Genomic DNA, 24,955 nt, shown 5'->3' on the forward strand with positions numbered 1-24,955 from the left:
GTAAGCGGGCGGCCGAGCAGACGGCAAGGTAGCCACTATTCAAGTGCGGAGGGCGGCCCCGAAAGACCGCCCTCCGCTCTCTCGCCACGAGTCGGGATTTAGCTAATGGATAAGCTTAAAGTCCAAGTGTCCACGCGTGGTATTGACGCGCGAGACCTCGATAATCACGCGCTGGCCCAGTTCATAGCGAGTCCCCGTGTCGGCGCCCGTCAGCGTAAGCGCGTCCTCGTCGAACTCGAACCACTCGTTGCCCAGGCTCTTAATTGAAACCAGGCCCTCGACCTGTGTTAGGTCCAAGCGCACAAAGAGGCCCATGCTGCTAACCCACGAGACGGTTCCGGCATAGCGCTCACCCAGACGGTCCTCATAGTACTGGGCAATCTTGATCTTTTGCGTCGCATGGCTGGCGGCATCTGCCGCGCGCTCGGCATCGCTACATGCGCGGCAGATCTGCGGCAGAATGCGCGGCAGTGACTCGCGCCCCTTGCCGATCAGCCGCGGCGTACGGACCAAGGCGTCCTTGCCGCCGAGCTGCTCATAGGCCAACTGCAGTTTGAGCACGCGGTGCACCACCAGATCGGGGTAGCGACGGATGGGACTCGTAAAGTGACAGTAGCACGGCGCGGCGAGCGCAAAGTGGCCCTCGTTGCGCGGCTTGTACAGCGCGCGCTGCATGCTGCGCAGAAGCAGCGTGTTGACGAGCGGTGCGTTGGCCGTACCGGCGGCAGCATCAACTGCAGCCTGCAGCTCATCGGGGCTCCCCAGGGCAATACCGGCAGCACGGCGATCGTCGATGATGCCTAGCTGCGCCAGCGCAACGGCAGCACCGTGCAGGCTATCGGGGCTCGGATCCTCATGCACGCGATAGCAGGCCTCGATATCACGGTCTGCCAGCCACTCTGCAACGCACTCGTTGGCGAGCAGCATGGCTTCCTCGATAAGCGACGTGGCACACGAACGCTCACGCGCCACAATCTGCACGGGCACTCCGTCCTCATCCAATAGAGCGCGAATCTCGGCCGTGTCAAAATCGACTGAGCCGCGGGCGCGACGAATACGACGGCGAAGTTCGGCGAGTTCGTTGGCGGCGACAAGGAAATCGCCGAGGTCGACGTTGTAGCCGCGGGCGGCCTCCTCGCACGCAAGACCGCGCTCAAGCGCTTCCTCGCGCGAGGTCTCGGCAGCCGCAACATCCTCGGCCGCACCCTCCAACACCGAATACTCAACCGCGCCGGCACGCACCAGCAGCGCCTCGGCGCCGTCATAGTCCATACGCACACGCGAGCGAATCACGCTGGGGTACGGATCGTAATGCCGCACGCGACCCTGCGCATCGAGCTCGATATCGACGGTAAACGCAAGGCGGTCCTCGTCGGGACGAAGCGAGCACAGGTCATTGGACAGGCGTTCGGGCAGCATGGGAAGCACGCGATCGGCCAGATACACCGATGTCGTACGATGGCGAGCCTCAAGATCGATATGTCCGTCCCAAGCCACATAGTGTGAAACGTCGGCGATATGCACACCCAGCTTGTAGCCACCCTCGGGCGTGCGCTCCAACGAAATGGCATCGTCAAAGTCGCGCGCGTCGACCGGGTCGATCGTGATGACAAAGCGGTCGCGCAGATCGCGGCGGAGCGGGTCCTTAAGCGCCGCGGACACATCGAGCGAAAGCCCCTCGGCCTCGGCCAGCGCGGCCTCGGGATAGCTATCGGTAAAGCCGTAACGCGCCATCACATATTGAACGCCCAAATCGGGCGCGTCATCTCCGCCAATGCGGCGTTCGATCGTCACGGTACCCGATTCCAGGCGCGTCGGGTAGGTCAAAATGCGCGCGACAACAGCATCACCCGGGTGGACGCCCAGACGATCCGCCGAGGTATCCTCGGGCAGAATGAAGAAGTCGGCCTTCAGACGCGAATCGAGCGGCTCGATCACACCGAGCGGACCGGCGGTCTGGTACGTGCCCACCACGCTTATGGCTGCACGCTCAACCACGCTTTCGATCACGGCGCACCGCTCACCGTGCGGGCTGTTCTTAATGCTCACGGCAACGGTATCGCCATCCATGATCTCGCGCTTACCGCGGCCCATGACCTTGTAGTCGCCGTTTTCGGTTACAACGTAGGCGCTATGCTCATGGAGCTGCACGCGCCCGGTCAGGCTCGGACGGCGTTCGCTGCGCACCGGCCCGCGCTTATTGCGAGCTCCACGCTTATGCTTGTTATTGCGCCCCATGGCGCCTCCTAACTATCGATTGCCGCTTACATCCCAAGAGTCTACCCAAATCATCCCTAGGGGACGGAGGAAAACGGATCACATAGATAGACCAGCGCCACGATGATCCGTTTCCCCCGTCCCCTAGGGATCAAAAAACGGGCCGCCCCATAAGAGACGACCCGTTGGAAGGGATGAATTCCAGGCATGCCTACACGCGCAGGTAGCGGCGCATGGCGATGGCAGAACCAAAGAGACCGATAATCACGCCGACCAGAATCAGCGCAGCATAGGTCACCAGGTAGTACTGCATCGGCAGGGCAAACGACATCCAGCCGATGCTCTCCTGCAGACGCGGAATCATCAGATTGCGTAGCAGCTCCAGAACGCCGATGGAAAGCAGCGAGCCCAAAATGGCCTGCAGCACGCCCTCGGTGATAAACGGGCCGCGAATGAAGCCGTTGCTGGCGCCGACCAGACGCATAATCGCAATCTCACGACGACGCGCCGTGATGGACAGGCGAATCGTGTTGTTGATGAAGATGAATGCGATAAAGGTCAGCAGGCCAACGAGCACCACGGCGGCAATACGGATGTAGTTGGTCACCTGGAACAGGCGGCTTACTTCCTCCTGGCCATACAGTACGCTCGCGTTGACGTCGCCGTCGTCCGCGATCTTTTGGAAGTCGGCATTCTTCTTGAGCTTCTTGGCCGTGCTCTCGACCTGAGACGGATCGTCCATCTCAATCGCAAACGAGGCGGGCAGCGGGTTCTGGCCGTCGAGCGCGCTCATGGTGGCGTCGGCGTTACCCGACATCTTGCTCGTATACTCGGCCAGCGCGTCGTCCTTGTCCTTATAGGTCACGGACTTGACGTTATTCCATGTCTTAAGCTCGGCCTCAAAAGCCTGAACATCGGCCTGATCGGCGTCATCGCTAATGAACGCGTTGATGACAACCTGATCCTCGACGGTGCCGATCACGGAGTTCAGCATCGCGGAGCCCATGATGAACAGGCCGATGATAAACAGCGAAAGGAAGATCGTGATGACGGCGCCGAGCGAGGTAGTCCAGTTACGGAAGAAGTGGCTGATTGCCTCTTTGAAGGAGTAGCCCACGTTAGTTGGTGCCATAGTTGCCGTAACCTCCCCTCTCCTGGTCGCGGATAACGTGGCCGCCCTCGAGGGCGATCACGCGACGGTGCATGCTATCGACCATCTCGCGGTCGTGCGTGGCGACGATCACGGTGGTGCCGGTGCGGTTAATACGCTCGAGCAGCTTCATGATTCCCAGCGAGATCGCCGGGTCGAGGTTGCCCGTCGGCTCGTCGCAGATCAGCAGCGGCGGACGGTTGACCATAGCGCGGGCGACGGCAACGCGCTGCTGCTCGCCACCGGAAAGCTGGTCGGGCAGCGAGTCCATCTGATCGGCCAGACCGACCAGACGCAGCACCTCGGGCACCTGGCTGCGAATGACGCCCTTGGGCTTGCCGATGCACTGCAGGGCAAACGCCACGTTTTCGTAGGCGGTTTTTTGCGGCAGAAGCTTAAAGTCCTGGAACACGGCGCCAATCTGGCGGCGCAGGAACGGAACCTTGCGGTTCTTGATCTTCATGAGGTCCTGACCGGCAACCAGGATGCGACCGCTCGTCGGCTTGACGTCACGGTTGAGCGTCGACAGCAGCGTGGTCTTACCCGAGCCGGAGTGACCGACCAGGAAGACGAACTCGCCCGGATAGATCTCGATGTTGATGTCGTCGAGTGCAGGCTTGTTGGGCTGTGCCGGATAGATCTTGGTGACATGCTCCATAAGGATGACGGGCTCGACACCGGCCTGCTTGGCCATCTTCTTGCGGCTGGCCTGGGGATCGATGGGCGCAAACACCGACGTAAAATCGGGGTTGTTGAGCGCGTTATCGAGGCTTGCGACCTCGGCGGCCTGATCGCTCTCGACCACCGGGGCAGCAGGCTGCGTGGGGTCGGGAATAGCGGCAAAGAGACCGGACTGCGCAGGCTGAGGAGCCGGCGCCGCAGGGGCCAAGGGGTCGGGAATGCCGGCCATGGTAGGCTGCGGCGTGGCGGCACCAGCCTGAGGCTGCTCCACGCGAGCGGTCACGGCCTGAACGGGCTCAAAACCCGCCGTGCCGGAAAGCGCGACATCGCTGGTTGGATTGTAGGCAAAGGGATCGGATGCCGGCTGTGCCTGATCTGCCGGCTGAGCGGGGGCCTGAGCAACAGGCTGGCCCTCTGAATCCGGAGTGGCGAAACGACTGCCCTGGACGCCTGCCTGCGTCTTGGGGGCATCATCGCCCGCACCGGAGGTACGGAAGTGGTTACCCACTGGTGCTCCTTATCGTCGTGCGTTTAAACTACATGAGCGCTTTGTATTTTAGCAGCATTAGCTTTGCTGCACATAAGAAGCATGGCGTGCTTAGGGATCCCGTCGGCCGGGCACAGGGTTACTCTCCAAATCGTCCTCGGACATGTCGGAGCCCCCGCTGCGCGCTTCGCGCGGCAGGGGCTCCTCCGTCCTGCGGAAAGATTTGGAGAGTAACCCTGTGCCCGGCCTGCGATAACTAAGGGGTCGCTGCGTTTATCTTGAAGTGCTGCATATACAAAGTTGGAAGGGTCTGAATTGCACTTTGCCGATATATGCCCTTTTCCCTGATGGGACCGTGCTTGAGGGGCGTCTTCATAAGTTGCGGTGAAATACGGATTAATTGAGCCTTTAAGCTGGCAAAACAGTCCTTATTTCACCGCAACTGAAACAGGGGCGCTCTCCAAGAGAGCGCCCCTGCCGGGTTTCCATAGTACTGGCGAAACAGTTTTATAGTTCTGGCGAAGCAGTCCTTGAGATCCGCCTTGCCTTATGCCAAGAACTCCTTGGTGGTCGCCACGATGTTGGCGGCGTCCAGGCCGTACTTGTGCAGGAGCTCGGCGCCCGGGCCGGACTCACCGAAGGTGTCGTTGACGCCGATCTTCTTGAGCGGCGTCGGGCACTGCTCGCACAGGACGTCGGCAACGGCGCTGCCCAGGCCGCCGATCACGGAGTGCTCCTCGACGGTCACGACGTGGCCGGTCTTGGTGGCGCTCTTGACGATCAGGTCGGCGTCGATGGGCTTGATGGTGTGCATGTTGATGACCTCGGCGTCGATGCCCTCGGCAGCGAGCTGCTCGGCGGCCTCGAGAGCCTCGCCGACCATCAGGCCGCAGGCGATGATGGTCACATCGGCGCCCTCGCGCATGACAATGCCCTTACCCAACTCGAACTTGTAGGTCTCGGGGTCGTTGATAACCGGCGAGGCCAAACGGGCGAAGCGCATGTACACCGGACCGTCGCACTCGTAGGCGGCGCGCGTCACGGCGCGGGCCTCCACGTCGTCGGCGGGAACAATCACGGTCATGCCGGGGATGACGCGCATCAGGGCGATATCCTCGCAGCACTGGTGCGTGGCGCCATCCTCGCCCACCGAGATACCGGCGTGCGTGGCACCGATCTTAACGTTAAGGTGCGGGTAGCCGATGGAGTTACGGACCTGCTCAAAGGCGCGACCGGCAGCGAACATGGCAAAGGTGCTCGCGAAGGCAACACGACCGGTGGTCGCGATACCGGCGGCAACACCCATCAGGTTGCTCTCGGCGATACCCACGTCGAAAAAGCGGTCGGGGCAAGCGGCCTTAAATTTGCCGGTCTGCGTGGCGGCGGCCAGGTCGGCGTCGAGGACCACAAAGTCATCGTGCTCGTTGGCGAGCTCGACGAGGGCCTCGCCGTAGCTTACGCGCGTGGCGATTTTCTTGACGTCTGCCATCCTAGAGCTCCTCTCCGGCGGCCGTGAGCTCTGCCATGGCCTGCTCAAACTGTTCATCGTTGGGGGCCTTGCCGTGCCAACCAACCTGGTTCTCCATAAAGGAAACGCCCTTGCCCTTCATGGTCTCGGCGATAATGGCGGTCGGCTGCCCCTTGGTGGCGCGAGCCTCGGCAAAGGCGGCGCGGATCTGGTCGAAGTCGTTGCCGTCGGCGAGCTCCACCACGTGGAACTTAAAGGCGCGGAACTTGTCGGCGAGCGGCATGGGGTCGTTGACCTCCTCGACGGGGCCGTCGATCTGCAGGCCGTTGTGGTCGACGATCACGCAGAGGTTATCGAGCTGCTGGTTGCCGGCAAACATGGCGGCCTCCCAGACCTGGCCCTCCTCGCTCTCGCCATCGCCCAGCAGGGCGTACGTGCGGTAAGTATCGCCCCAGTGCTTGGCGGCAACCGCCATGCCCACGGCGGCGGAAATGCCCTGGCCGAGCGAACCGGTGGACATGTCAACGCCCGGGGTGTCGTTCATGTTGGGATGACCCTGCAGGTGACTGCCGATGTGGCGCAGCGTCTCGAGATCCTCCTTGGGGAAGAACCCACGCTCGGCGAGCACGGCGTACAGGCCCGGAGCGCAATGGCCCTTGGAGAGCACAAAACGATCGCGGTCGGCCTTGCGGGGATCGGCCGGGTCGACGTTCATTTCCTCAAAATACAGATAGGTCATGATATCGGCAGCGCCGAGCGAACCGCCCGGATGGCCGGACTTGGCAGCGTGCACGCCGGTGACGATGCCCTTCCTTACCTCGTTGGCAACCTTTTTGAGCTCTTCGTCGCTCATTGTGCCTTCCTTTCATCCTCATTAGACAAAATGCGCACGGCACCGAAGGTAATCCCAACACAGCCGCAATGCACGTACGTCATTCATTATGCTGGAAACTGATGGCTTTACCAGAGTTTTTATCATTATTTGAACAATTTAGCAGGCAGAACCGCTGATGAAACGGTTTATCAATGTGAACGTCTTTTGGATGGAACGCGGTCGCCCCTACGCGCTAATGTCCTTGAATCCCTCGCCGAAGGCTTCCGTAACGTCAGCGACCGTCACAATGGCGTGAGGATCGCGCTCGCGCACGATCGTCTTGAGGGTATTGAGCTCTCGACGGCTCACGATGACCATAATCACCGGCTTCTCGGCACCCGAATACATGCCAGTCGCCTTAAACTTGGTACAACCACGACCCAGGCCATACATGATATCGGCAGCGATATCAGGGAACTTGTCCGAGATGATGAGGACCATACGGCGTTTGTTGCCACCATCGACCACGGCATCGATCACGTAGCCGCTAATGACCATCGAAAGGCCTGCATATAGTGCGTTTTCGATTGAAAAGACCGGAGCCGACAGCGCGCATACGGCAACATCGATCGCCATGACGGTCGAGCCCACCGGCAGCGAGGTGTTACGCGAGATGATTTGGCCAATCGTGTCCGAGCCGCCGGTGTTGGCGCCGGCGCGCAACACCATGCCGTAACCGATGCCCGTAATAATGCCGCCCCACATAGCGGGAAGCATCAGGTCCGCATCCGCCAGAGGTGCTACAAACGGGGCGAACAGATCGGTAAAGAAGCCCAGAAGCACAAAGCCCGTCGCGGTCTGCACCACGTAGAACATGCCGCCCTCGCGCATAACGACCAGCAGCAGCAAGGCATTCATCACGATGGTCTGGATACCGACGGGAAGCGACACGCCTCGCGCCGCGCCGACCGCCTGGATAATAGTCGCAAGGCCCGTAACGCCACCGGCGGCAAGACCGTTGGGAATCAAAAACAGGTCGGTCGCGATGGCGGCCAAGGCACACCCCAACATGATCTGGGGCAGGTCGTGAAAGAAGTTCATCGAAAGAATGCGCTTGATGTCCAGACGATATGCCATGCTGCCTCCCTCAAAAAAGCGCACCCAAACGGATGCACTTTGAACTTCTTCTTGTATTCGATTCTACCGATTCGCCGGACAAAAACCACCCCTGCGCAGGGTTTGTTCTGGATACAAACCCGTCCAACCGTTGGACTTGGCATCGGCTTGAAGCCACGATGTTTTAGACCTCCGAGCCTTCTGCATCGGCGTTGCCGGTCGCCCAGCGATGATAGCCAATAACAAACGGGTCCAGGTCGCCATCGTCAAGAACTGCCTCGACATTGCTGGTCTCCACGCCCGTGCGTAGGTCCTTAACCATCTGATACGGGTAGAGCACGTAGCTGCGAATCTGGTTGCCAAAACCGATCGTGGTCTTGGGTCCACGAATCTCATCGAGCGCCTCGGCACGCTTCTCGAGCTCAATCTCGTACAGGCGAGCCTTGAGGATCTGCATGCACGCGGCCTTGTTCTGGATCTGGCTGCGCTCGTTTTGGCAGGTGACCACAATGCCGCTGGGGAAATGCGTCACGCGCACGGCGGAGTCGGTGGTGTTAACGCCCTGGCCGCCCGGGCCGCTCGCGTGGTACACGTCCACGCGGATGTCATCGGGACTGATCTCGATGTCGATATCATCGGGTAGCACGGGGATGACCTCGACGCCGGCAAACGTGGTCTGGCGGCGCTTCTTGTCGTCGGTGGGGCTGATGCGAACCAAGCGGTGGACGCCGGCCTCGGCGCGCAGCATGCCAAATGCGTCCTTGCCCTCGACAGTAAAGGTCGCGCGGTCGATGCCGATGACCTCGGCTGCGGGACAGTCGTTGATGGTGACCTTCCAGCCGCGACGCTGGCAGTACTTCATGTACATCTTAAAGAGCATGAAGGTCCAGTCCTGGGCCTCCAGACCACCCTGTCCGGGCTTGATGGTCACAATGGCATCGCCGTGATCGAACTCACCGGTAAACCAGCTCGAAAGCTCAAGCCCATCGATGGCACGGGCCAGGCGCTCAGCCGTGGCTGTAGCCTCCTCGCGAAGGGCGACGGCGTCGGGGTCATCCCCCATCTCCTCGGCAAGCTCCAGCGCGGCGCGGGCATCGGAAAGCTCGCCGCGCGCGGTGTCCACGGCAGCGATATCTTCCTTGGTACGCGCGATCTCCTCCATGGTGGCACGGGCGGCGTCGGCGTCATCCCAAAAGCCAGGGGCAACACTTTTGGCCTCGAGCTCGGTCACACGGGTACGCTTCTCGTCCAGGTGGAGATACGACTCGACCTCGCCGAGCCGGTCCGCGAACGCGTCCAGCTCGGCGGGCGTTATCTCTAAAGCCTCAGCCATTAACGATTCCTACCGTGGCAGTACTTAAACTTCTTGCCGCTACCGCAGGGGCACGGGTCGTTGCGGCCCACGTTGACGTACGGATCGTCGCTCTCGGACTTGCGATAGGTGGTCACCTTGCCACCGTTGTTGACGGCAGCCGGACCACCCTGGACAGCCGTGCGGGCCTGCACCTGCGCCTGCTTGCGCAGCACCGAGTCGCCGTTGTCACCATCGACCTCGGCAGGACCGGAGAAGCGCGCACCCTCGAGCGCGGGCTCCTCCTTGTGCTCCACGGCACGCGGGGCAGCCTTGATCTCGATGCGCAGAACCGTACGCAGGTAATCCTCGTACATGGTGTCGACGAGCATCTGGAACGCGCCGTAGGCCTCGGTCTTGTACTCGACCAGCGGGTCGCGCTGGCCAAAGCCGCGCAGGCCGATGCCGGTCTTGAGGTAGTCCATCTCCTGCAGGTAGTTCATCCAGCGGGTATCGATGACGCGCAGCATGACCTGGGTGTTGAGTTCGCGCATCAGGTCCTCGCCCAAGCGCTCGGCCTTCATGTTGTAGCACTTCTCTACGTAAGCCAGGACATCGGCAGCCAGGGCCTCATAATCCTCGTCGGGGAACTTCGGCGTATCGATGTGGCCGGTGAGCTCCACAACCCACTTGCGCAGGCCCTCCAGGTCGCGCTCGCCATCGTGACTGTCCTTGGTGCAGAACTCCTGCACGCAGCGGTACACGGTGTCGTGCATGACCTCGGTGATGTGGTCGGTCAGGTCCTTGCCGTCCAGAATCTTATTGCGCTCGGCGTAGATGACCTGGCGCTGCTTGTTCATGACGTCGTCGTACTCAAGGACGCTCTTACGCATGGAGAAGTTGATGCTCTCGACCTTGTGCTGGGCGCTCTCGACGGCCTTGGAGATGATCTTGTGCTGGATGGGCATGTCGTCGCCCATGTCGGCCGTGACCATCATCTTGGAGACGCGGTCCATCTTGTCGCCACCGAACAGGCGCATGAGGTCGTCCTCGAGCGACAGGTAGAACTGGGTCTCGCCCGGATCGCCCTGACGGCCGGAGCGGCCGCGCAGCTGGTTGTCGATACGACGGGACTCATGGCGCTCGGTGCCGATGACGGTCAGGCCACCGGCGGCAAGCACGCGCTCGCGCTCGGCCTTGCAAGTCTCCTTGGCCTCGGTGTTAAACTGCTCGAGCTGCTCGGGCGTCACGTCCTCCATGGTCAGGCCCTCGTACTCCAGGCGCTCGCGCACCAACTCGTCGGGGTTGCCGCCCAGCAAGATGTCGGTACCACGGCCGGCCATGTTGGTGGCGATGGTCACGGCGCCATAGCGACCAGCCTGGGCCACGATATGGGCCTCGCGTTCATGGTGCTTGGCGTTGAGGACCTCGTGTGCGATGCCGCGCTTGGTAAGGGCGGCGGACAGCTTCTCGGAGCTCTCGATGGAGACGGTGCCCACCAGGACCGGCTGGCCCTTGGCGTGGCGACGCTCGACATCGTCGGCGACGGCGTTGTACTTGGCCTGAATGGTGCGGTACACCAGGTCCTCGTGGTCCACGCGCTGCACGGGCTTGTTGGAGGGGATAACCTCGACGGGCAGCTTGTAGATCTCGCGGAACTCGGCATCCTCGGTAAGTGCCGTGCCGGTCATGCCGGAGAGCTTGTCATACAGACGGAAGTAGTTCTGCAGGGTGATGGTGGCCAGGGTCTGGTTCTCCTCGCGTACGAGCACGCCCTCTTTGGCCTCGATGGCCTGGTGCAGGCCCTCAGAATAGCGGCGGCCTTCCATAATGCGGCCTGTGAACTCGTCGACGATCTTGACCTCGCCGTTGGTGACCACATACTGCTTGTCGCGGTGGAACATGTACTGGGCCTTCAGCGCCTGTTGCAGGTGGTTGACCAGCTGACCCGAAAGGTCGGCGTAGATGTCATCGATACCCAGGCGGCGCTCGATCTTCTTAAGACCGCGCTCGGTGGCAGCAATGGTGTGCTTGGCCTCGTCCATGACGTAGTCGCCCGTGGGTTCAACGTCCTCGGTGGCGGTAAGCATGTCGTGCGACACGTCCTCGCCGCGCTCAAGGCCACGCACGGCACGCGCGAAGTCCTTGTAGGTACTGGCGGACTTGGTGCCAGCGCCCGAGATGATGAGCGGCGTTCTGGCCTCATCGATCAGGATGGAGTCAACCTCGTCGACGATGGCGTAGTTGTGGCCGCGCTGCACGCGCTGCTCGGGACGGGTAACCATGTTGTCGCGCAGGTAATCAAAGCCGAACTCGGAGTTGGTACCGTAGGTGACGTCGGCCTGGTAGGCCGGGCGCTTGAGCTCGAGCGGCATGTTGTTCTGGAGCAGACCGACGGTCATGCCCAGGTACTTATAGATGCGGCCCATCCACTCGGAGTCACGCTTGGCAAGGTAATCATTGACAGTAACGACGTGCACGCCCTTGCCGGCAATAGCGTTGAGATAGCCGGCCAACGTGGAGACGAGGGTCTTACCTTCGCCGGTCTTCATCTCGGCGATGTGGCCCTCGTGCAGTGCCATGGCGCCAATGAGCTGCACGTCAAAGTGGCGCATACCCATGGTGCGCTTGGAAGCCTCACGCACGGTGGCAAAGGCCTCGGGGAGCATGTCGTCGAGCGACTCGCCGTTGGCGTAACGCTCGCGGAACTTATCGGTCTGGCCGCGAAGCTCCTCCTCGGTCATCTTCTCAAACTGGGGCTCAAGACCGTTGATCTGGTCGACGATCTTGTAGTAGCGCTTAAGGTCCTTATCGGATCCAAAGGACAGCAGCTTTGACATGAATCCCATGTGGTTTTCCTTTTTGGCCATCGCCCACGCCGTGCAGCTGCGGGCGAGTTAAACACAGATGATTGTACTTTAGCCAAACAAGGCGCGGCCTATACGGTCGACCTCGACCGCCACGTAATAACTACGACCAACCTGCCACAATGGGACAGGTTAATTTTGGCAGGTTTTATCTGGGCAAACGCTGCCTCTCTGCCATTTGGTGCAATGGGGGCAGGTTGGTTTGCACCAATAAAAAGAAAAGGGCCGCGCACCCAAACGGATGCACGGCCCTTATGCCATGAATGCGAGTGATTCCGCGGCGAGCTATTTACTCAGCAGCCTCGGTGGTCTCGGCCTCGGCAGCGGCCTCCTCGACGGGAGCCTCTGCGGGAGCCTCGGCGGCCTGCTTGGCAGCCTCCTCGGCAAACTTAGCGGCACGCTTAGCCTTCTCGGCAGCCTTAGCCTCAGCGGCGGCCTTGCGAGCGGCCTCGGCCTCAGCAGCCTTGGCGGCCTTGGCAGCCTTGGCCTCCTCAGCCTTCTTGAGCTGGGCGGCAGCGGCGCCACCGAACTTGTCGGCGAAGCGCTGGACGCGTCCACCGGTGTCGACGAACTTCTGCTGGCCGGTGTAGAACGGGTGGCACTCGTTGCAAAGCTCGACCTTCATCTCAGACACGGTAGCGTGCGTCTTGAAGGTGTTGCCGCAGGAGCACGTCACCGTGCACTCGACATACTGGGGATGGATACCCTGCTTCATGGTAGGACTCCTTATTGGTCAGGCGCTGGTTACCGATCAGCGCATAAGGCGTCTTGGTTTCCGACCAAGACAACAAACTCGGCTATGGTACCACGGCGCCGCGCGTCCCACAAAAGGTTCACGGTCTTTGTGCAACGCGGCGCGACCAACCGCAGCGGACACGCACCCTGTTGCCCCTTCTCCCATGTTGCAGACGTGTAACGCCGCAGTAAGCACACCCCTTTTGGCGCCAGACAGGTACAATGATGAACACTGTACCGTAGCGGAGCGCCCCGCGCGCACCGCAACCACGCGAAAGGGTTTCCCATGGCCGAGATCTCGTCCTCCCGTATCGTCATCACCGTCCTTGGCAAGAACCGCCCCGGCATCGTCGCCGGCGTCACCCGTGTCCTAGGCGAGGCCAACGTCGACATCCGCGACATCACGCAGTCCATTATCGAGGACATCTTCACCATGACCATGCTGGCCGATACCGCCGAGTCCAAGCTCGACTTCGCCGAGCTGCAGAAGGCGCTGGCCGAGGCCGGCGAGCTTTCGGGCGTCAACGTGTCCATCCAGCGCGAGGACGTCTTCAACTTTATGTACCGCCTGTAGCGAGCAAGCCGCTGGGGATAGCCTGACGCGCGCATGCCCATGCAAGTCACCCCGATGCGGCCCGGAGAGGAGCGCGCATGGCCTACGACGCCAAGAAAATCTATTACCGCTTCGATGACCACTTGAGCCGCCTGGTTCTGGATTACGAAGCAAGCCGCCAGATTTCGCCCGAGAGCGAAAGCCTCTACCACGGCCTGCCGACCGACCCTTATGACGAGGGCTTGTTTGTCGAGCACAATGTCAAGCGCGGCCTGCGCAATGCCGACGGCTCGGGCGTGGTCGCGGGCCTCACTCGCATCTCGGATGTGCACGGCTACAACAAGGTCGACGGAAAGGTCGTGCCCGATCAGGGCAAGCTCACGCTTCGCGGCTACAGCATCGAGGATCTGGTCAACAATGCCCAGGCCGAGAATCGCTACGGCTACGAGGAAGTCGCCTATCTGCTTATCACGGGTTCGCTGCCCAACAAGGAAGAGCTCGACGGCTTCTGCGAGCGCCTGGGCGCCTTTAGACATCTGAGCGACGAGTACGTCAAAGAGTTCCCTATGACCACGGTGTCGTCGAGCATCATGAACGTGCTCCAGCGCGCCGTGCTGCTGCTCTACGCCTTCGATGCCGAACCAGACGTGATCACGCCCGAGCACGAAATCGACGTCGCCATCTCCATGCTCGCCCGTCTCCCCCGCATCGCCGCCTTCGCGCATATGGCCTCGGTCGCCAAGCGCCGCGGCTCCGAGGTTCATGTACCGCACCCCACACCCGGTCTCTCCACCGCCGAGACCATCCTGCAGGTGTTGCGCGGCGGCATGGCATTCACCCGCGACGAGGCCATGCTGCTCGACGTGATGCTCATGCTGCATGCCGAGCACGGCGGCGGCAACAACTCCACGTTTGCCTGCCGCGTGCTGTCCTCCTCGGCCACCGACCCGTATTCCGCCTACGCCGCGGCTATCGGCTCGCTCAAGGGTCCGCGCCACGGCGGCGCCAACGCCAAGGTCGTGTCCATGCACGAGGACATCCGTGCGCATGTCTCCAACTGGGAGGACGAGGACGAGGTCGCAGCCTACCTGGGCAAGATCCTCGATAAGCAGGCCTTCGACGGCACGGGCCTCATCTACGGTATGGGCCACGCCGTCTACACGCTGAGCGACCCGCGCGCCGAGGTGTGCCGCCGTTACGCGCGCACGCTTGCCGCCAAGAAGGACCTGGGCGAGGAGTTCGCGCTCATCGAGCGCATCGAGCGTCTGGCCCCGCAGGTGATGCGCGATCACGGCATGACCAAGCCCATCTGCGCCAACATCGACCTGTACACGGGCTTTATCTACAAGATGCTCGGCGTGCCCGAGACGCTCTTTACGCCGCTGTTCGCCGTCGCCCGCATGGCCGGCTGGTCGGCGCACCGCATGGAAGAGCTCTTCTGCGCGCATCGCATCATCCGCCCGGCATACCGTCCGGTGATCGATCCGCTGGAGTACAAGCCGCTCGCCGATCGCTAGGACGCGGACCGTTATAGAACCCGAGCGTGGCCAGGGCATCACCGCCCTCGGCCACGCTTTTTATGCCAGTAGAAAGGGCTGCATCGAATGATTGTGTTTTCCGATATGGATGGAACGCTGCTGACGAGTGACAAGCAGATGAGCGACGCCACCTGGGCGATGCTCGACGAGCTTGCGCGCCGCGGTGTTGAGTTTGTGCCCTGCACGGGGCGCCCGCTGTCAGGCATCTTTGAGCCCATCCTCGCTCACCCCGCCGTACACTACGCGGTCTGCGCCAACGGTGCCAGCGTCTGGCAGCTCGACGCCGGTACGCCCACCGACGTCTCGCGCGCCACGTGCATCTTGAGCCGTCCGCTCGACCGTGGCATTGCCCACCGCATCCATCGCATTGCCGCCGGCCACGATGTGACCTTCGATATCTTCGCGGATGGGCAGTGCTTCCTCCCCCGCTCGCTATACGGGCGTCTGGATGAGTTCTGTGGCGGCGACCCCCACATCGCGGCTTCGCTCAAGCGCACACGAACACCGATCGACATGGATATCGACAGCAAGATCGACGAGGTCGAGACGCTCGAACGCATCGCCATGTACTGGCACGACCCGGCCGATCGCGACGCCATCGCGGCGGCGCTCGACACGCTCGAAGGCATTGAGGTCACGCGTTCGTACGCCATGAATATCGAGGTCATGGGCGAGGGCGCCACCAAGGGGACGGCCCTCACGTGGTTATGCGAGCACCTGGGCGAGCGTCTCGCCGACGCCTGGGCGTTCGGCGACAACATCAACGACATCCCCATGCTACAGGCAGCGGGCCACGGCATGGCCATGATCAACGCCGAGTCCGAAGACCGCGAGGCCGCCGACGCCATCACCGAATACGACAACGACCACGACGGCGTCGCCCGCACCATCATGGACGCCCTCGCCTAGTCATTGGGGACGTTCTTAAACGACTAGTCGTTGGGGACACTCTTCGCGAAAAGCTGCAAGGACTGTCCCCCACTGCCGGAAGGAAAGGAACGTCCCCATCTGCCGGATTAAGCGAGACTCTCTAGCACGCGACGGAGCTCCTGCTGGACGGCGTGGTCGCGGTTGCAGCCTACGACGCGATCGGCCACTGCCTTGAGCGCGGGGCGCGCGTTTTCCATCGCGCAGCCCGTGCCGACAAAGCGAATAATCTCGTAGTCGTTCATCGAGTCGCCAAACGCCATGACCTCGTCGCGACCAATGCCGTAATGCTCCGCGAGCTGCGCGATACCCGAGGCCTTCGACACACCAGGCTGCATGGCATCGATCCACGCGTTGCCCGAAGGCGCAAAAGTAAAGAGCTGACCAAGTTCGCGCTGTAGCACGTACGCGCTGTCCATAACCGCACTGTCGTCGCAAAAGATACTCGCTTTGATGATATTTACGCTGGGATCGGGCAGCTCCCAAATGCGCTCGGCATTGGGAAGGTCCTTATCGACCTCACGCACGAACTTGCACTCGTCATCGAGCAGGAAGGACTTGGTTCGGTCAAAGAGCGCAAGATGCAGATTGGGAAACGTCCTGACGGCTTGGGCGAGCCTTCGAATCGCCAGGTGGGAATACACCTCACGGTCTACCATCTTACCGTCGGCGTAGACCTGGGCGCCGTTAGCGGCGACAAAGTCCATCTTGTCGCGAACGGGCGCAAAGAACTCGCACAGGCGATCGTAGCGACGACCTGACGATGCAGCGAAATGCACACCATGCTCGTGTAGCGCCAGAATCAGTTCGTAGGTCTCGGGAGGCACCTGGCCGTTTTCGTCAAGCAGTGTGCCGTCCATATCGGATGCAATCAGTTTAAACATAGAAAAGCTCCCTTCGGGCTTGTTGGAATCGAACGCGTATCCGATTCCAACGTACCCAAAGGGAGCTCAAATAAGACTCCGCGGGCGTAAACGTTACAAGGACCTGGCAAATAGCTCACACATGCCAGAGGCCCTACGGTCGCGGCGTCAGGCAGCCCGCCAAAGAGCGTCCCCAATGACTAGTCGGCGTAGGTGAAGGTTGTAACGTCGAACATGCCCTCGGGGCGGATGCGGAGCGTCGGGATGACCGGCAGGGGCAGGAAGATGATGCCCATGATGGGGTCGAGCGGCGGCTCAATACCCATGGCGCGCGCCTTGACCATAAAGTCATCGTGCTGCGCGGCAACGTCCTCGGCCGTGCCCTCGCTCATCAGGCCACCGAGCGCCAGCGGAATGCGCGCCACGACCTCGCCGTTGCGCACCAGCACGTGGCCGCCCTGGCCCACGGCCTCAACGGCAGTCATCATATCGGCAGCGTTGTCGCCCACCACGCACACGTTGTGCGAGTCGTGGCCGATCGTGGAGGCAATGGCACCGCCCGTGATGGTGAAACCGAGCACCCAGCCGCGACCGATATGCTTGCCGACGAGCCCCATGCCGGCGGGACCGTCGCCATCGGCGCCCTCGGCCTGCAGCGACACGCCGCGGCCATGGCGCTCGATAAGCATAATGCGACGCAAGTCCTCGGCGCTCTCGGGACGGACCATGCCCGTGATAGCCATGCCCGGGATGACATCGATAACCGCCTCGCCCGGCTTAAAGGCATAGTCGAACACGTCGAGCGATAGCTTCGGCAGCTTAACGGAAGCACGCAGCTCATCGGCAAGCGCTGCGACCTCGGCCGTCTCGGGTGCGATCTCGCCCACAAAGGTGCCATCCTGCGCCACCAGAGCACCGGCGGCATATACGCGATGCGGGGCCGTGGCAAAGGTCAGGTCATCGAGCACCAGCAGGTCGGCGCGCTTGCCCGGAGCGATCGCGCCGCGGAGCTCGTGCGGGTCGCGGCAGCCGTGGTCCAGGCCAAATGCCTCAGCCGTGGAAAGGGACGCCATAGAGATGGCGACCACGGGGTCGATACCGGCCTCGATAGCCACGCGGCAGGCATTGTCGATCATGCCGGTCGAAAGAGCATCGGAGGGAGCGCGATCGTCGGTCGCAAAGCAGCAGCGGCGGGCGCGGGCAGGATTCTCCAGCAGCATCGGGGACAAATTGGCCAGGTCGTGGCTGCACGTGCCCTCACGCAGCATCACATACATGCCGCGGGATAGCTTGTCGAGTGCCTCCTCGGGAATCGTCGACTCGTGGTCGGCGATAATGCCCGCTGCGGCATAGGCATTGAGGTCCTTACCGGCAACGAGCGGCGCGTGGCCGTCAACCTGCTTGGACGGCGTCTGGTTGGCAGCATCGATGCGAGCGCAGGTCTCGGGGTCGGCCATAAAGACGCCCGGCAGGTTCATCATTTCGCCCAGACCAAAGACATCGCCTGGATGCTCGGCAAAAAACGCCTGCATATCGGCAGCCGAAATAACGGCACCGGCCTGCTCGTCGGGCAGCGCGGGCACGCACGAAGGCATCATGTACTTGATGGAGATGGGTGCGCGGCGGCCATCCTCGATCATAAAGCGCAAGCCGTCGAGACCGGCAACATTGGCAATCTCGTGGCTGTCGGCAATGGCAGTGGTAGTACCGCGCGTCGCGGCCATGCGAGCATACTCGGCGGGACGGATGTTCGAAGACTCGATATGCAGATGCCCGTCAATAAAACCGGGAGTGAGATAGCGACCCTGGCAGTCGATGACCTCAGTTGCCTCGTAGGTGCCAGCGGCATCGTCGCGACCATCGTAGAGCACGCCGACGATTACACCGTCCTTGACGGCAACGCTACCGGGCGCCACACGCTGGCCATACACGTCGACAATCTGCGCATTGGTAAACAGCGTGTCGACGGGCACGCGCCCCTCGGCGGCCTCGATCACAGACCTCATGACCTCAACGGACATACATACTCCTTTAACCGTAGAAAAAAGCTGCGGAGCGGACAGACCTTCACCGCAGCAAACCAATAGCCATTGTATGCCCAAACGATGGGTCAACAATACGCCTCTCCGCTTAACGGCACACGCCGCTTGGCGCAATGGGGGCAGGTTACTTTGCACCAATGACAAGGAGTGTCCCAAAGTGCCGGCACAAAAGGAACGTCCCCAAGTGCCAACCACGGAAGCGCCGATGTTTTGGCAACGACAGCGAGCGGGCCGCATTTGAGACAAGGTGACGTGAAACGAAAGGGCGCTGACCTTCTGGTCGCGCCCTTGAAGTTGAACGTCAGATTGTCCAAATGCGGCCCGCGCAGCGTCGAGTCGTTACGCGGTTTGGTAAAACCGCGTAACTAAACCAACTTAAAGCCCTTGCGCTTGCCTACGGAGAGGGTGTCGCCCAGCTTGAGGGCGCTGGGATCGATGTTATAGCTCTTGGGAGCCACGGCCTTACCGTTGATCTTGACACCGCCGCCGTCGATATCGCGACGAGCCTGGCCGGCGCTCGCCGAAAGACCCAAGTCCTTGAGCAGGCCGGCGAGGTAAATCTGGCCCTCGTCGTTAACAGTCAGCTCAACGTGCTTCTCGGGGAAGTCGGCGAGCTGGCCCTCCTTGAACACGCGGTCGAACTCGGCCTGAGCCTCGTCGCCGGCACCGGCGCCGTGGTAGGTGTCACACAGGTCACGGCCCAGAGCGCGCTTGAGCTCGTAGGGGTCGGCAGAACCATCGGCCAGGGCGGCGTCGATCTTGTCGACCTCTGCCGGGGTGAGCGAGCTGGCCAGACGATAGTACTTGCCGATCATCTCGTCGGGGATGGACATGGTCTTGCCGAACATATCCTTGGGCGCGTCGGTCAGGCCGATGTAGTTGCCATAGGACTTGGACATCTTGCGCACGCCATCGGTGCCCTCAAGCAGCGGCATGGTGAGCGCGATCTGCGGCTCCATGCCCATCTTCTCCATGAGCTCGCGGCCGGCGAGCAGGTTGAAGAGCTGATCGGTGCCGCCCATCTCGACGTCGGCCTTGATCTGCACGGAGTCAAAGGCCTGCATCACGGGATACAGGAACTCATGCAGGGCGATCGGCGTCTGAGACTGGTAGCGCTTGGTAAAGTCGTCGCGCTCGAGGATGCGGGCGACGGTGAACTTGGAGCACACCTGCAGCAGACCGGCCAGATCCATCGAAAGGATCCAGTCACCGTTGTGCACGATGGTGGTCTTCTCGGGATCCAGGATCTTCATGGCCTGGCTCACGTAGGTCTCGGCATTGGCCTCGATCTGCTCCTGCGAAAGCTGCGGACGGGTGGAATTCTTGCCCGAGGGATCGCCGATCAGCGCGGTGCCGTTGCCGATGATGAGGGTGACGTTGTGGCCCAGGTCCTGGAACTGACGCATCTTGCGCAGCGGCACGGCGTGGCCCAGGTGCAGGTCGGGGCTGGTGGGGTCGACGCCGAGCTTGATGTTGAGGGGCTCGCCCTTCTCAAGCTTCTTGCGAAGGTCGGCCTCGGGAACGATCTGCGCGGCGCCCGAGGTGATGATACGCATTTGCTCGTCAACAGACAGCATTGGGTATCCTCCTTTTGCTATAGCACCCTCGCCGAAAACGGCGGTGCTGGAAGTCCATAAACTCTTTTATGATAACAAACTGACGCGACGCAGCACCTACGACAGGAAAATCCTCGTCCTGCCGCATGCGTCAATGGCAACTGGCAGACGTGTACCGCCACGCTCGACCAGATAGCGTACCTGCCGACGACGCAAGCAGTCGCGGCAACGGACCTGTCCCGTCGCATCGGTAGCGCAGACGCCCTCGGCGGTCAGCAGGCAGTGCTCGCACACCATAAGCTCGGGACGGTCGGCGTCGACCGGACCCCAGACGCCGGGTTCAGCAGCCAGTTCGGCAATACGCTCCGCATCATTGCCGAGCAACTCGGCCGGCAAGTACACCCGCCCCGCACCGAGTCCGCGCAGCCAGGTAAGCGTGGCCCGATTCGCGCAGAACACCGGCGCCGCCACGTCAAACGTCACGCCCAGCTCGCGAGCGATCACCACCTGTCCCAGGTTGCGGCAGACAACGCGCCCGGCACGCTGCATCAGTGAGCGGGTCCAGTCAGCGTCACACGTGCGGCACACCTCGTCAAGCACCACAACAGCGTCGGACAAATCGAGTTCTCCGCGCGGGTCGGCATCCATCAGCTGCCAAGCAAAAACCATGCGAGCGGGAACCGCGCACTCCACCAACTCCGTCGACGCACCGCCATCCACCGTAACGCCCTCAAAGGGCAGTACCTCAACGGCACGCGCAACGGGCGCAATCGCATCCGCCTCGGCCCGCATGCGCTCCAACACCGCCGCCGTCTGATCCAACACGCCGGCGCTGCGAATCAGGTACACCTCGCAGCCCGTGTCAACCTTACGCTTGCAATGCACGACGACGCGCTCCCCCGCCGCGGCATCCACCGGACAGGGCACCTGCGGCCAGCGCTTGGGCACATCGGGACGCGCGTCGGCACCCGGATAGAACCGAATCTCGAGCGTGTCACCCGCCGCCACGGCGGCATCGAGCTCAACGGTCACCTCTTCGTGGCCAACGGCCACCAGGCGTCCCACGCGCACACCTTGGTTGATCGCACGCTCAAAGCTCATAAGCTCGGCACCCGAACGTCCTCGCAGGTACGCATCGGTAAACCCACGGTTAAACGACCTTCCCAGCTCGCGCTCGAGCTCTTCCACGGCACCGGGGTCCCACGCGCCGTCGCACAGCATATCGAGTGCCCGGCGCCACACCCGCACCACGTTGAATACGTAATCAGGGTTCTTCATGCGCCCCTCGATCTTGAGCGACGCCACGCCGGCATCTACAAGCTCGGGCAGATGCGCAATACCCAGATAGTCACGCGGGCACAGCAGGCGATCTCCCTCGACGGCGACAACGCTCTGTCCAGCCTCGTCCACCAGGTCGTACGCCAAACGGCACGGCTGCGTGCAGTCGCCGCGCATCGCCGAGCGCCCACGCCGCAGGGCCGAGAACTCGCACGCCCCCGAATAGCCGATGCAAATCGCACCGTGGCAGAATACCTCGATGGGCACGCCCGTGGCGCATAGCGCCGCAATCTCGTCGACCGTCAGCTCGCGTGCCGTCGTCACGCGCTCGACCCCAAGCTCATCGGCGGCAAGCCGCACGGCGCTCTCGCTATGAGCGCCCGCCTGCGTGGACAGGTGAATCTCGATCCCGGGAATCGCCGCGCGCAGCGCGCAGGCCAACCCGGCATCGGCGACAATCAGAGCATCGGCGCCCAACTCCAGTGCATGAGCTCCCAACGCCACCGCGTCGGACAACTCATCGTCAAACACGAACACGTTGAGCGTTACGTACACACGCACGCCATGGGCATGCGCCACGGCGCAGCCGCGCGCAAACTCGTCATCCGTAAAGCCATGGGCGCTCACACGGGCGTTAAAGCCGCCCAACCCCGCATAGATGGCATCGGCACCCGCGGCGATGGCCGCAAGCATCTGGTCGAGTCCGCCCGCCGGCGCCAGCAGCTCGGGCAGCGCCGCACCGGCAGCATCCAATCCAGTCTCGTATTGTCCGCTCGGCCCCATCGTCCGAATCGCCATCGGCAAACTCCTTACCAAGGTATGCATTCACTCTGAAAAATGCCGTCTTCCAGCATACACGAGGCCTCGCGCGCCCCGTTTGGTTTATCGTGTAATAACTTATGTCCATCCTGCCCCGACGGCACATCCACCGTCCGGCACGACATACCTGGAGGTCAATATATGGGTCCTCGCCAACGACAGGGACGCAGCCGTTCAAAGACGCATGCTCTGCCCATAATCCTGCTCTCGTTTTTGGGCTTTTTGCTTATCGCGGGCGTGGCGTTTGGCATCGGCATGGTCGGCAACGTCAACCGCTGGCTGTCCGATCTGCCCGACTACACCGACGCCAACGCGTATCTGGTGAGCGAGCCCACCGAGATCGTCGACTGCAACGGCAACAAGATTGCGAGCTTCTACACGCAAAACCGCAAGTCCATCACCAAGGACGAGGTCTCCCCCTACGTGCTGCAGGGCACCGTTGACGTCGAGGACGAGCGCTTCTACGAGCACGGCGGTATCGACCTGTGGGGTATCGCGCGTGCTGCGGTGGCAACCCTCGGCGGCGGGCACGAAGGCGCCTCGACTATCACCCAGCAGCTGGTGCGCAACACCATCCTGCAGGAGGAGCAGTTCGACTCGACCATCGAGCGTAAGGTGCGCGAGGCCTACATCGCCGTCAAGATGGAGGACATGTACTCCAAAGACGAGATCCTCATGATGTACCTCAACACCATCTACTACGGTCACGGCGCCTACGGCATCGAGGCCGCAGCCGAAACCTATCTGTCCAAGAGCGCCGCCGACCTCACCCTGAGCGAGGCCGCACTGCTCATCGGCCTTCCCAACTCGCCCTCGCAGTACGACCCCACGGTCAACCCCGACCTGGCGCTGTCCCGTCGCAACAAGGTCCTTGACAACATGTTGCGCCTGGGCCACATCACGCAGGAGGAGCACGATGCCGCACAGGCCGAGCCCATCACCCTCAACGTGACCGAGATTTCGGGCAGCGGCGTCGACGTATACTCGCAGCCCTACTTTGTCGCCTATGTTAAGCAGCTGCTGGAGCAGGAGTTCTCGACCGACGTGCTCTTTAAGGGCGGCCTGACCGTCAAGACCACCATCGACCCCACGATGCAGCAGGTGGCAGAGAATGCCGTCCGAGAGCAGCTCGACACGCTCTCGCTCGACGGCCTGGACATGGGCATGGTCGTCGTCGACCCCAAGACCGGCTACATCAAGTGCATGGTGGGCGGCTACGACTACAACGCCGACGAGAACCACGTAAACCATGCCACGGCCAAGCGTCCCGTCGGCTCCACCTTTAAGGCCTTTACGCTGGCAACTGCCATCCAAAACGGCATGAACCCCAACGTCACCCTCAACTGCAACTCGCCGCTCAAGGCCAAGGGCACCACGACCGAGGTCCAAAACTACGCCAACCATAGCTATGGCAACATCACGCTTAAGCAGGCGACGGCATACTCCTCCAACACCGGCTACATCCAGGTGGCGGAAGCCGTCGGCAACAGCAAGATCATCTCGCTCGTCAAAAAGCTCGGCATCGATCCCGCCAAGGACAACATCGAGGACGTTCCCGTCATGACCCTCGGCACCGGCTCGATCTCGCCGCTCGAGATGGCCGCCGCCTACGCGACGTTTGCCAACGGCGGCTACTATCGCCAGCCGATCGCCATCACCGAGATTGACTCTCGTACCGGTTCGGTGCTGTACCAGCACACCGACAATCCCTCACAGGTGCTTACCGAGGGCGAGGCCGCCGCGGTCACCGATGTTCTGTCCGGCGTCATGCAGGGCGGCGGTACGGGTGCTGCCGGTGCCCTGAGCGTCAACCAGCCCTATGCTGGCAAAACGGGCACCACCGACAACACCACCAACCTGTGGTTCTGCGGCTATACCCCGCAGCTGGCGTGCGCCCTGTGGACCGGCTATTCCGCGGGCGAGATCCCCATCCAAAAATACGGCACAGACCTGCTGGGCGACAGCACCAACCTGCCTGTCTTTAAGCGGTTTATGAACACCGTTCTGACCGGTACCGAGCGCGAGGAGTTTGCGACCGGAACGGCGCCCACCTATAAGAACAACAGCGTCTGGAAGTTCTACGGCACCAACAACACCAAGAAGACGGAGAACGACGACAAGGACAAGGACGAGAACGAGGACGAAGAGGAAACCACCACTACAACGACTACCACGACGACCACGACCACCGAGACCACGGGCGGCGACACCACCGGCGGCACCGGTACGACCGGTGGCTCGACGGGCGGCTCCACCGGTGGTTCGACCGGCGGCGATGGCGGCACGCCTACGCCCACGCCCACTCCCGACCCCTCGCCCACGCCTGACGATACGGTCGGCTAGAAATCATCCGGCCATAAGCAACAAGGCCCCCGAACAGCTTATTCTGAACTGCCTCCCATTTCTTGGACATGAGAAATGGGAGGCTTTTTATGCGTGTCGACTTGAGGGTGAAGCACGACATCGTGGCCAGGAAGGCGGCGATCGGGCTCTTCGAGCGAGGCCACGGCTCCGAGTCGGCGGCGAAGGCGCTGTCGGTCCCGCGCGACACCG

Annotated in this window: 17 protein-coding genes; 4 read left to right on the forward strand and 13 right to left on the reverse strand. The window is 62.0% G+C overall.

What is annotated here, in order from left to right:
- Positions 1-102 precede the first annotated feature (102 nt).
- The 9 genes from GDJ93_RS07650 to rpmE all read right to left on the reverse strand — a co-directional run bounded on the left by GDJ93_RS07650 (position 103) and on the right by rpmE (position 12,806).
- Complete coding sequence (locus GDJ93_RS07650) at positions 103-2,238, reverse strand: ribonuclease R family protein (RefSeq protein ID WP_152068340.1); 2,136 nt, start codon at positions 2,236-2,238, stop codon at positions 103-105.
- A gap of 190 nt (positions 2,239-2,428) precedes the next feature.
- Positions 2,429-3,349: a permease-like cell division protein FtsX gene (gene ftsX / locus GDJ93_RS07655; RefSeq protein ID WP_035137414.1), complete on the reverse strand. Its 921-nt coding sequence runs from the start codon at positions 3,347-3,349 to the stop codon at positions 2,429-2,431.
- Positions 3,336-4,556, reverse strand: a complete 1,221-nt coding sequence (ftsE, locus tag GDJ93_RS07660; protein ID WP_152068341.1) for a cell division ATP-binding protein FtsE — start codon at positions 4,554-4,556, stop codon at positions 3,336-3,338. Before ftsE ends, ftsX begins: the two co-directional genes overlap by 14 nt.
- A 526-nt stretch (positions 4,557-5,082) precedes the next feature.
- Positions 5,083-6,024, reverse strand: a complete 942-nt coding sequence (locus tag GDJ93_RS07665) for a transketolase family protein (RefSeq protein ID WP_006235309.1) — start codon at positions 6,022-6,024, stop codon at positions 5,083-5,085.
- 1 nt (position 6,025) lies between these two features.
- On the reverse strand, positions 6,026-6,856 hold the full coding sequence (locus GDJ93_RS07670; protein WP_006235308.1) for a transketolase: 831 nt from the start codon (positions 6,854-6,856) through the stop codon (positions 6,026-6,028).
- Between the two features lie 207 nt (positions 6,857-7,063).
- The gene (locus GDJ93_RS07675; RefSeq protein ID WP_006235307.1) at positions 7,064-7,954 is read right to left on the reverse strand and encodes a YitT family protein; all 891 of its coding nucleotides are present in this window, start codon (positions 7,952-7,954) and stop codon (positions 7,064-7,066) included.
- 163 nt (positions 7,955-8,117) lie between these two features.
- On the reverse strand, positions 8,118-9,266 hold the full coding sequence (prfB, locus tag GDJ93_RS07680) for a peptide chain release factor 2 (protein ID WP_152068342.1): 1,149 nt from the start codon (positions 9,264-9,266) through the stop codon (positions 8,118-8,120).
- Entirely contained in the window at positions 9,266-12,073 is a 2,808-nt protein-coding gene (secA, locus tag GDJ93_RS07685) for a preprotein translocase subunit SecA (protein ID WP_152068343.1), read from the reverse strand. The genes prfB and secA overlap by 1 nt, the downstream gene beginning before the upstream one ends.
- Before the next feature lie 307 nt (positions 12,074-12,380).
- Positions 12,381-12,806, reverse strand: a complete 426-nt coding sequence (rpmE, locus tag GDJ93_RS07690; RefSeq protein WP_006235303.1) for a 50S ribosomal protein L31 — start codon at positions 12,804-12,806, stop codon at positions 12,381-12,383.
- A gap of 306 nt (positions 12,807-13,112) precedes the next feature.
- Here rpmE and GDJ93_RS07695 point away from each other — a divergent pair, with 306 nt between their 5' ends.
- The 3 genes from GDJ93_RS07695 to GDJ93_RS07705 all read left to right on the forward strand — a co-directional run bounded on the left by GDJ93_RS07695 (position 13,113) and on the right by GDJ93_RS07705 (position 15,826).
- Complete coding sequence (locus tag GDJ93_RS07695; RefSeq protein ID WP_006235289.1) at positions 13,113-13,400, forward strand: ACT domain-containing protein; 288 nt, start codon at positions 13,113-13,115, stop codon at positions 13,398-13,400.
- Positions 13,401-13,477: 77 nt separating this feature from the next.
- Positions 13,478-14,896 carry a citrate synthase gene (locus GDJ93_RS07700; RefSeq protein ID WP_152068344.1) on the forward strand — a complete coding sequence of 473 codons (1,419 nt, stop codon included), beginning with the start codon at positions 13,478-13,480 and terminating at the stop codon, positions 14,894-14,896.
- 87 nt (positions 14,897-14,983) lie between these two features.
- Positions 14,984-15,826: a Cof-type HAD-IIB family hydrolase gene (locus tag GDJ93_RS07705; protein WP_152068345.1), complete on the forward strand. Its 843-nt coding sequence runs from the start codon at positions 14,984-14,986 to the stop codon at positions 15,824-15,826.
- 107 nt (positions 15,827-15,933) lie between these two features.
- On the opposite strand, the gene GDJ93_RS07710 is transcribed toward GDJ93_RS07705, so the two are convergent.
- The 4 genes from GDJ93_RS07710 to GDJ93_RS07725 form a co-directional block, all read right to left on the reverse strand.
- Positions 15,934-16,728 carry a Cof-type HAD-IIB family hydrolase gene (locus tag GDJ93_RS07710; RefSeq protein ID WP_055310360.1) on the reverse strand — a complete coding sequence of 265 codons (795 nt, stop codon included), beginning with the start codon at positions 16,726-16,728 and terminating at the stop codon, positions 15,934-15,936.
- A gap of 179 nt (positions 16,729-16,907) precedes the next feature.
- Positions 16,908-18,728 carry an adenine deaminase gene (locus GDJ93_RS07715; protein WP_152068346.1) on the reverse strand — a complete coding sequence of 607 codons (1,821 nt, stop codon included), beginning with the start codon at positions 18,726-18,728 and terminating at the stop codon, positions 16,908-16,910.
- A gap of 386 nt (positions 18,729-19,114) precedes the next feature.
- On the reverse strand, positions 19,115-20,326 hold the full coding sequence (gene tyrS, locus GDJ93_RS07720; RefSeq protein WP_035137437.1) for a tyrosine--tRNA ligase: 1,212 nt from the start codon (positions 20,324-20,326) through the stop codon (positions 19,115-19,117).
- Positions 20,327-20,422: 96 nt separating this feature from the next.
- Entirely contained in the window at positions 20,423-22,381 is a 1,959-nt protein-coding gene (locus GDJ93_RS07725; protein WP_193221492.1) for a U32 family peptidase, read from the reverse strand.
- 162 nt (positions 22,382-22,543) lie between these two features.
- Between GDJ93_RS07725 and GDJ93_RS07730 the strand changes: the two genes are divergently transcribed.
- Positions 22,544-24,745, forward strand: a complete 2,202-nt coding sequence (locus GDJ93_RS07730; RefSeq protein WP_152068348.1) for a transglycosylase domain-containing protein — start codon at positions 22,544-22,546, stop codon at positions 24,743-24,745.
- The last annotated feature ends 210 nt before the right edge of the window (positions 24,746-24,955 follow it).

The organism is Collinsella aerofaciens (assembly GCF_902501475.1).
GTDB lineage: Bacteria > Actinomycetota > Coriobacteriia > Coriobacteriales > Coriobacteriaceae > Collinsella > Collinsella aerofaciens_AL.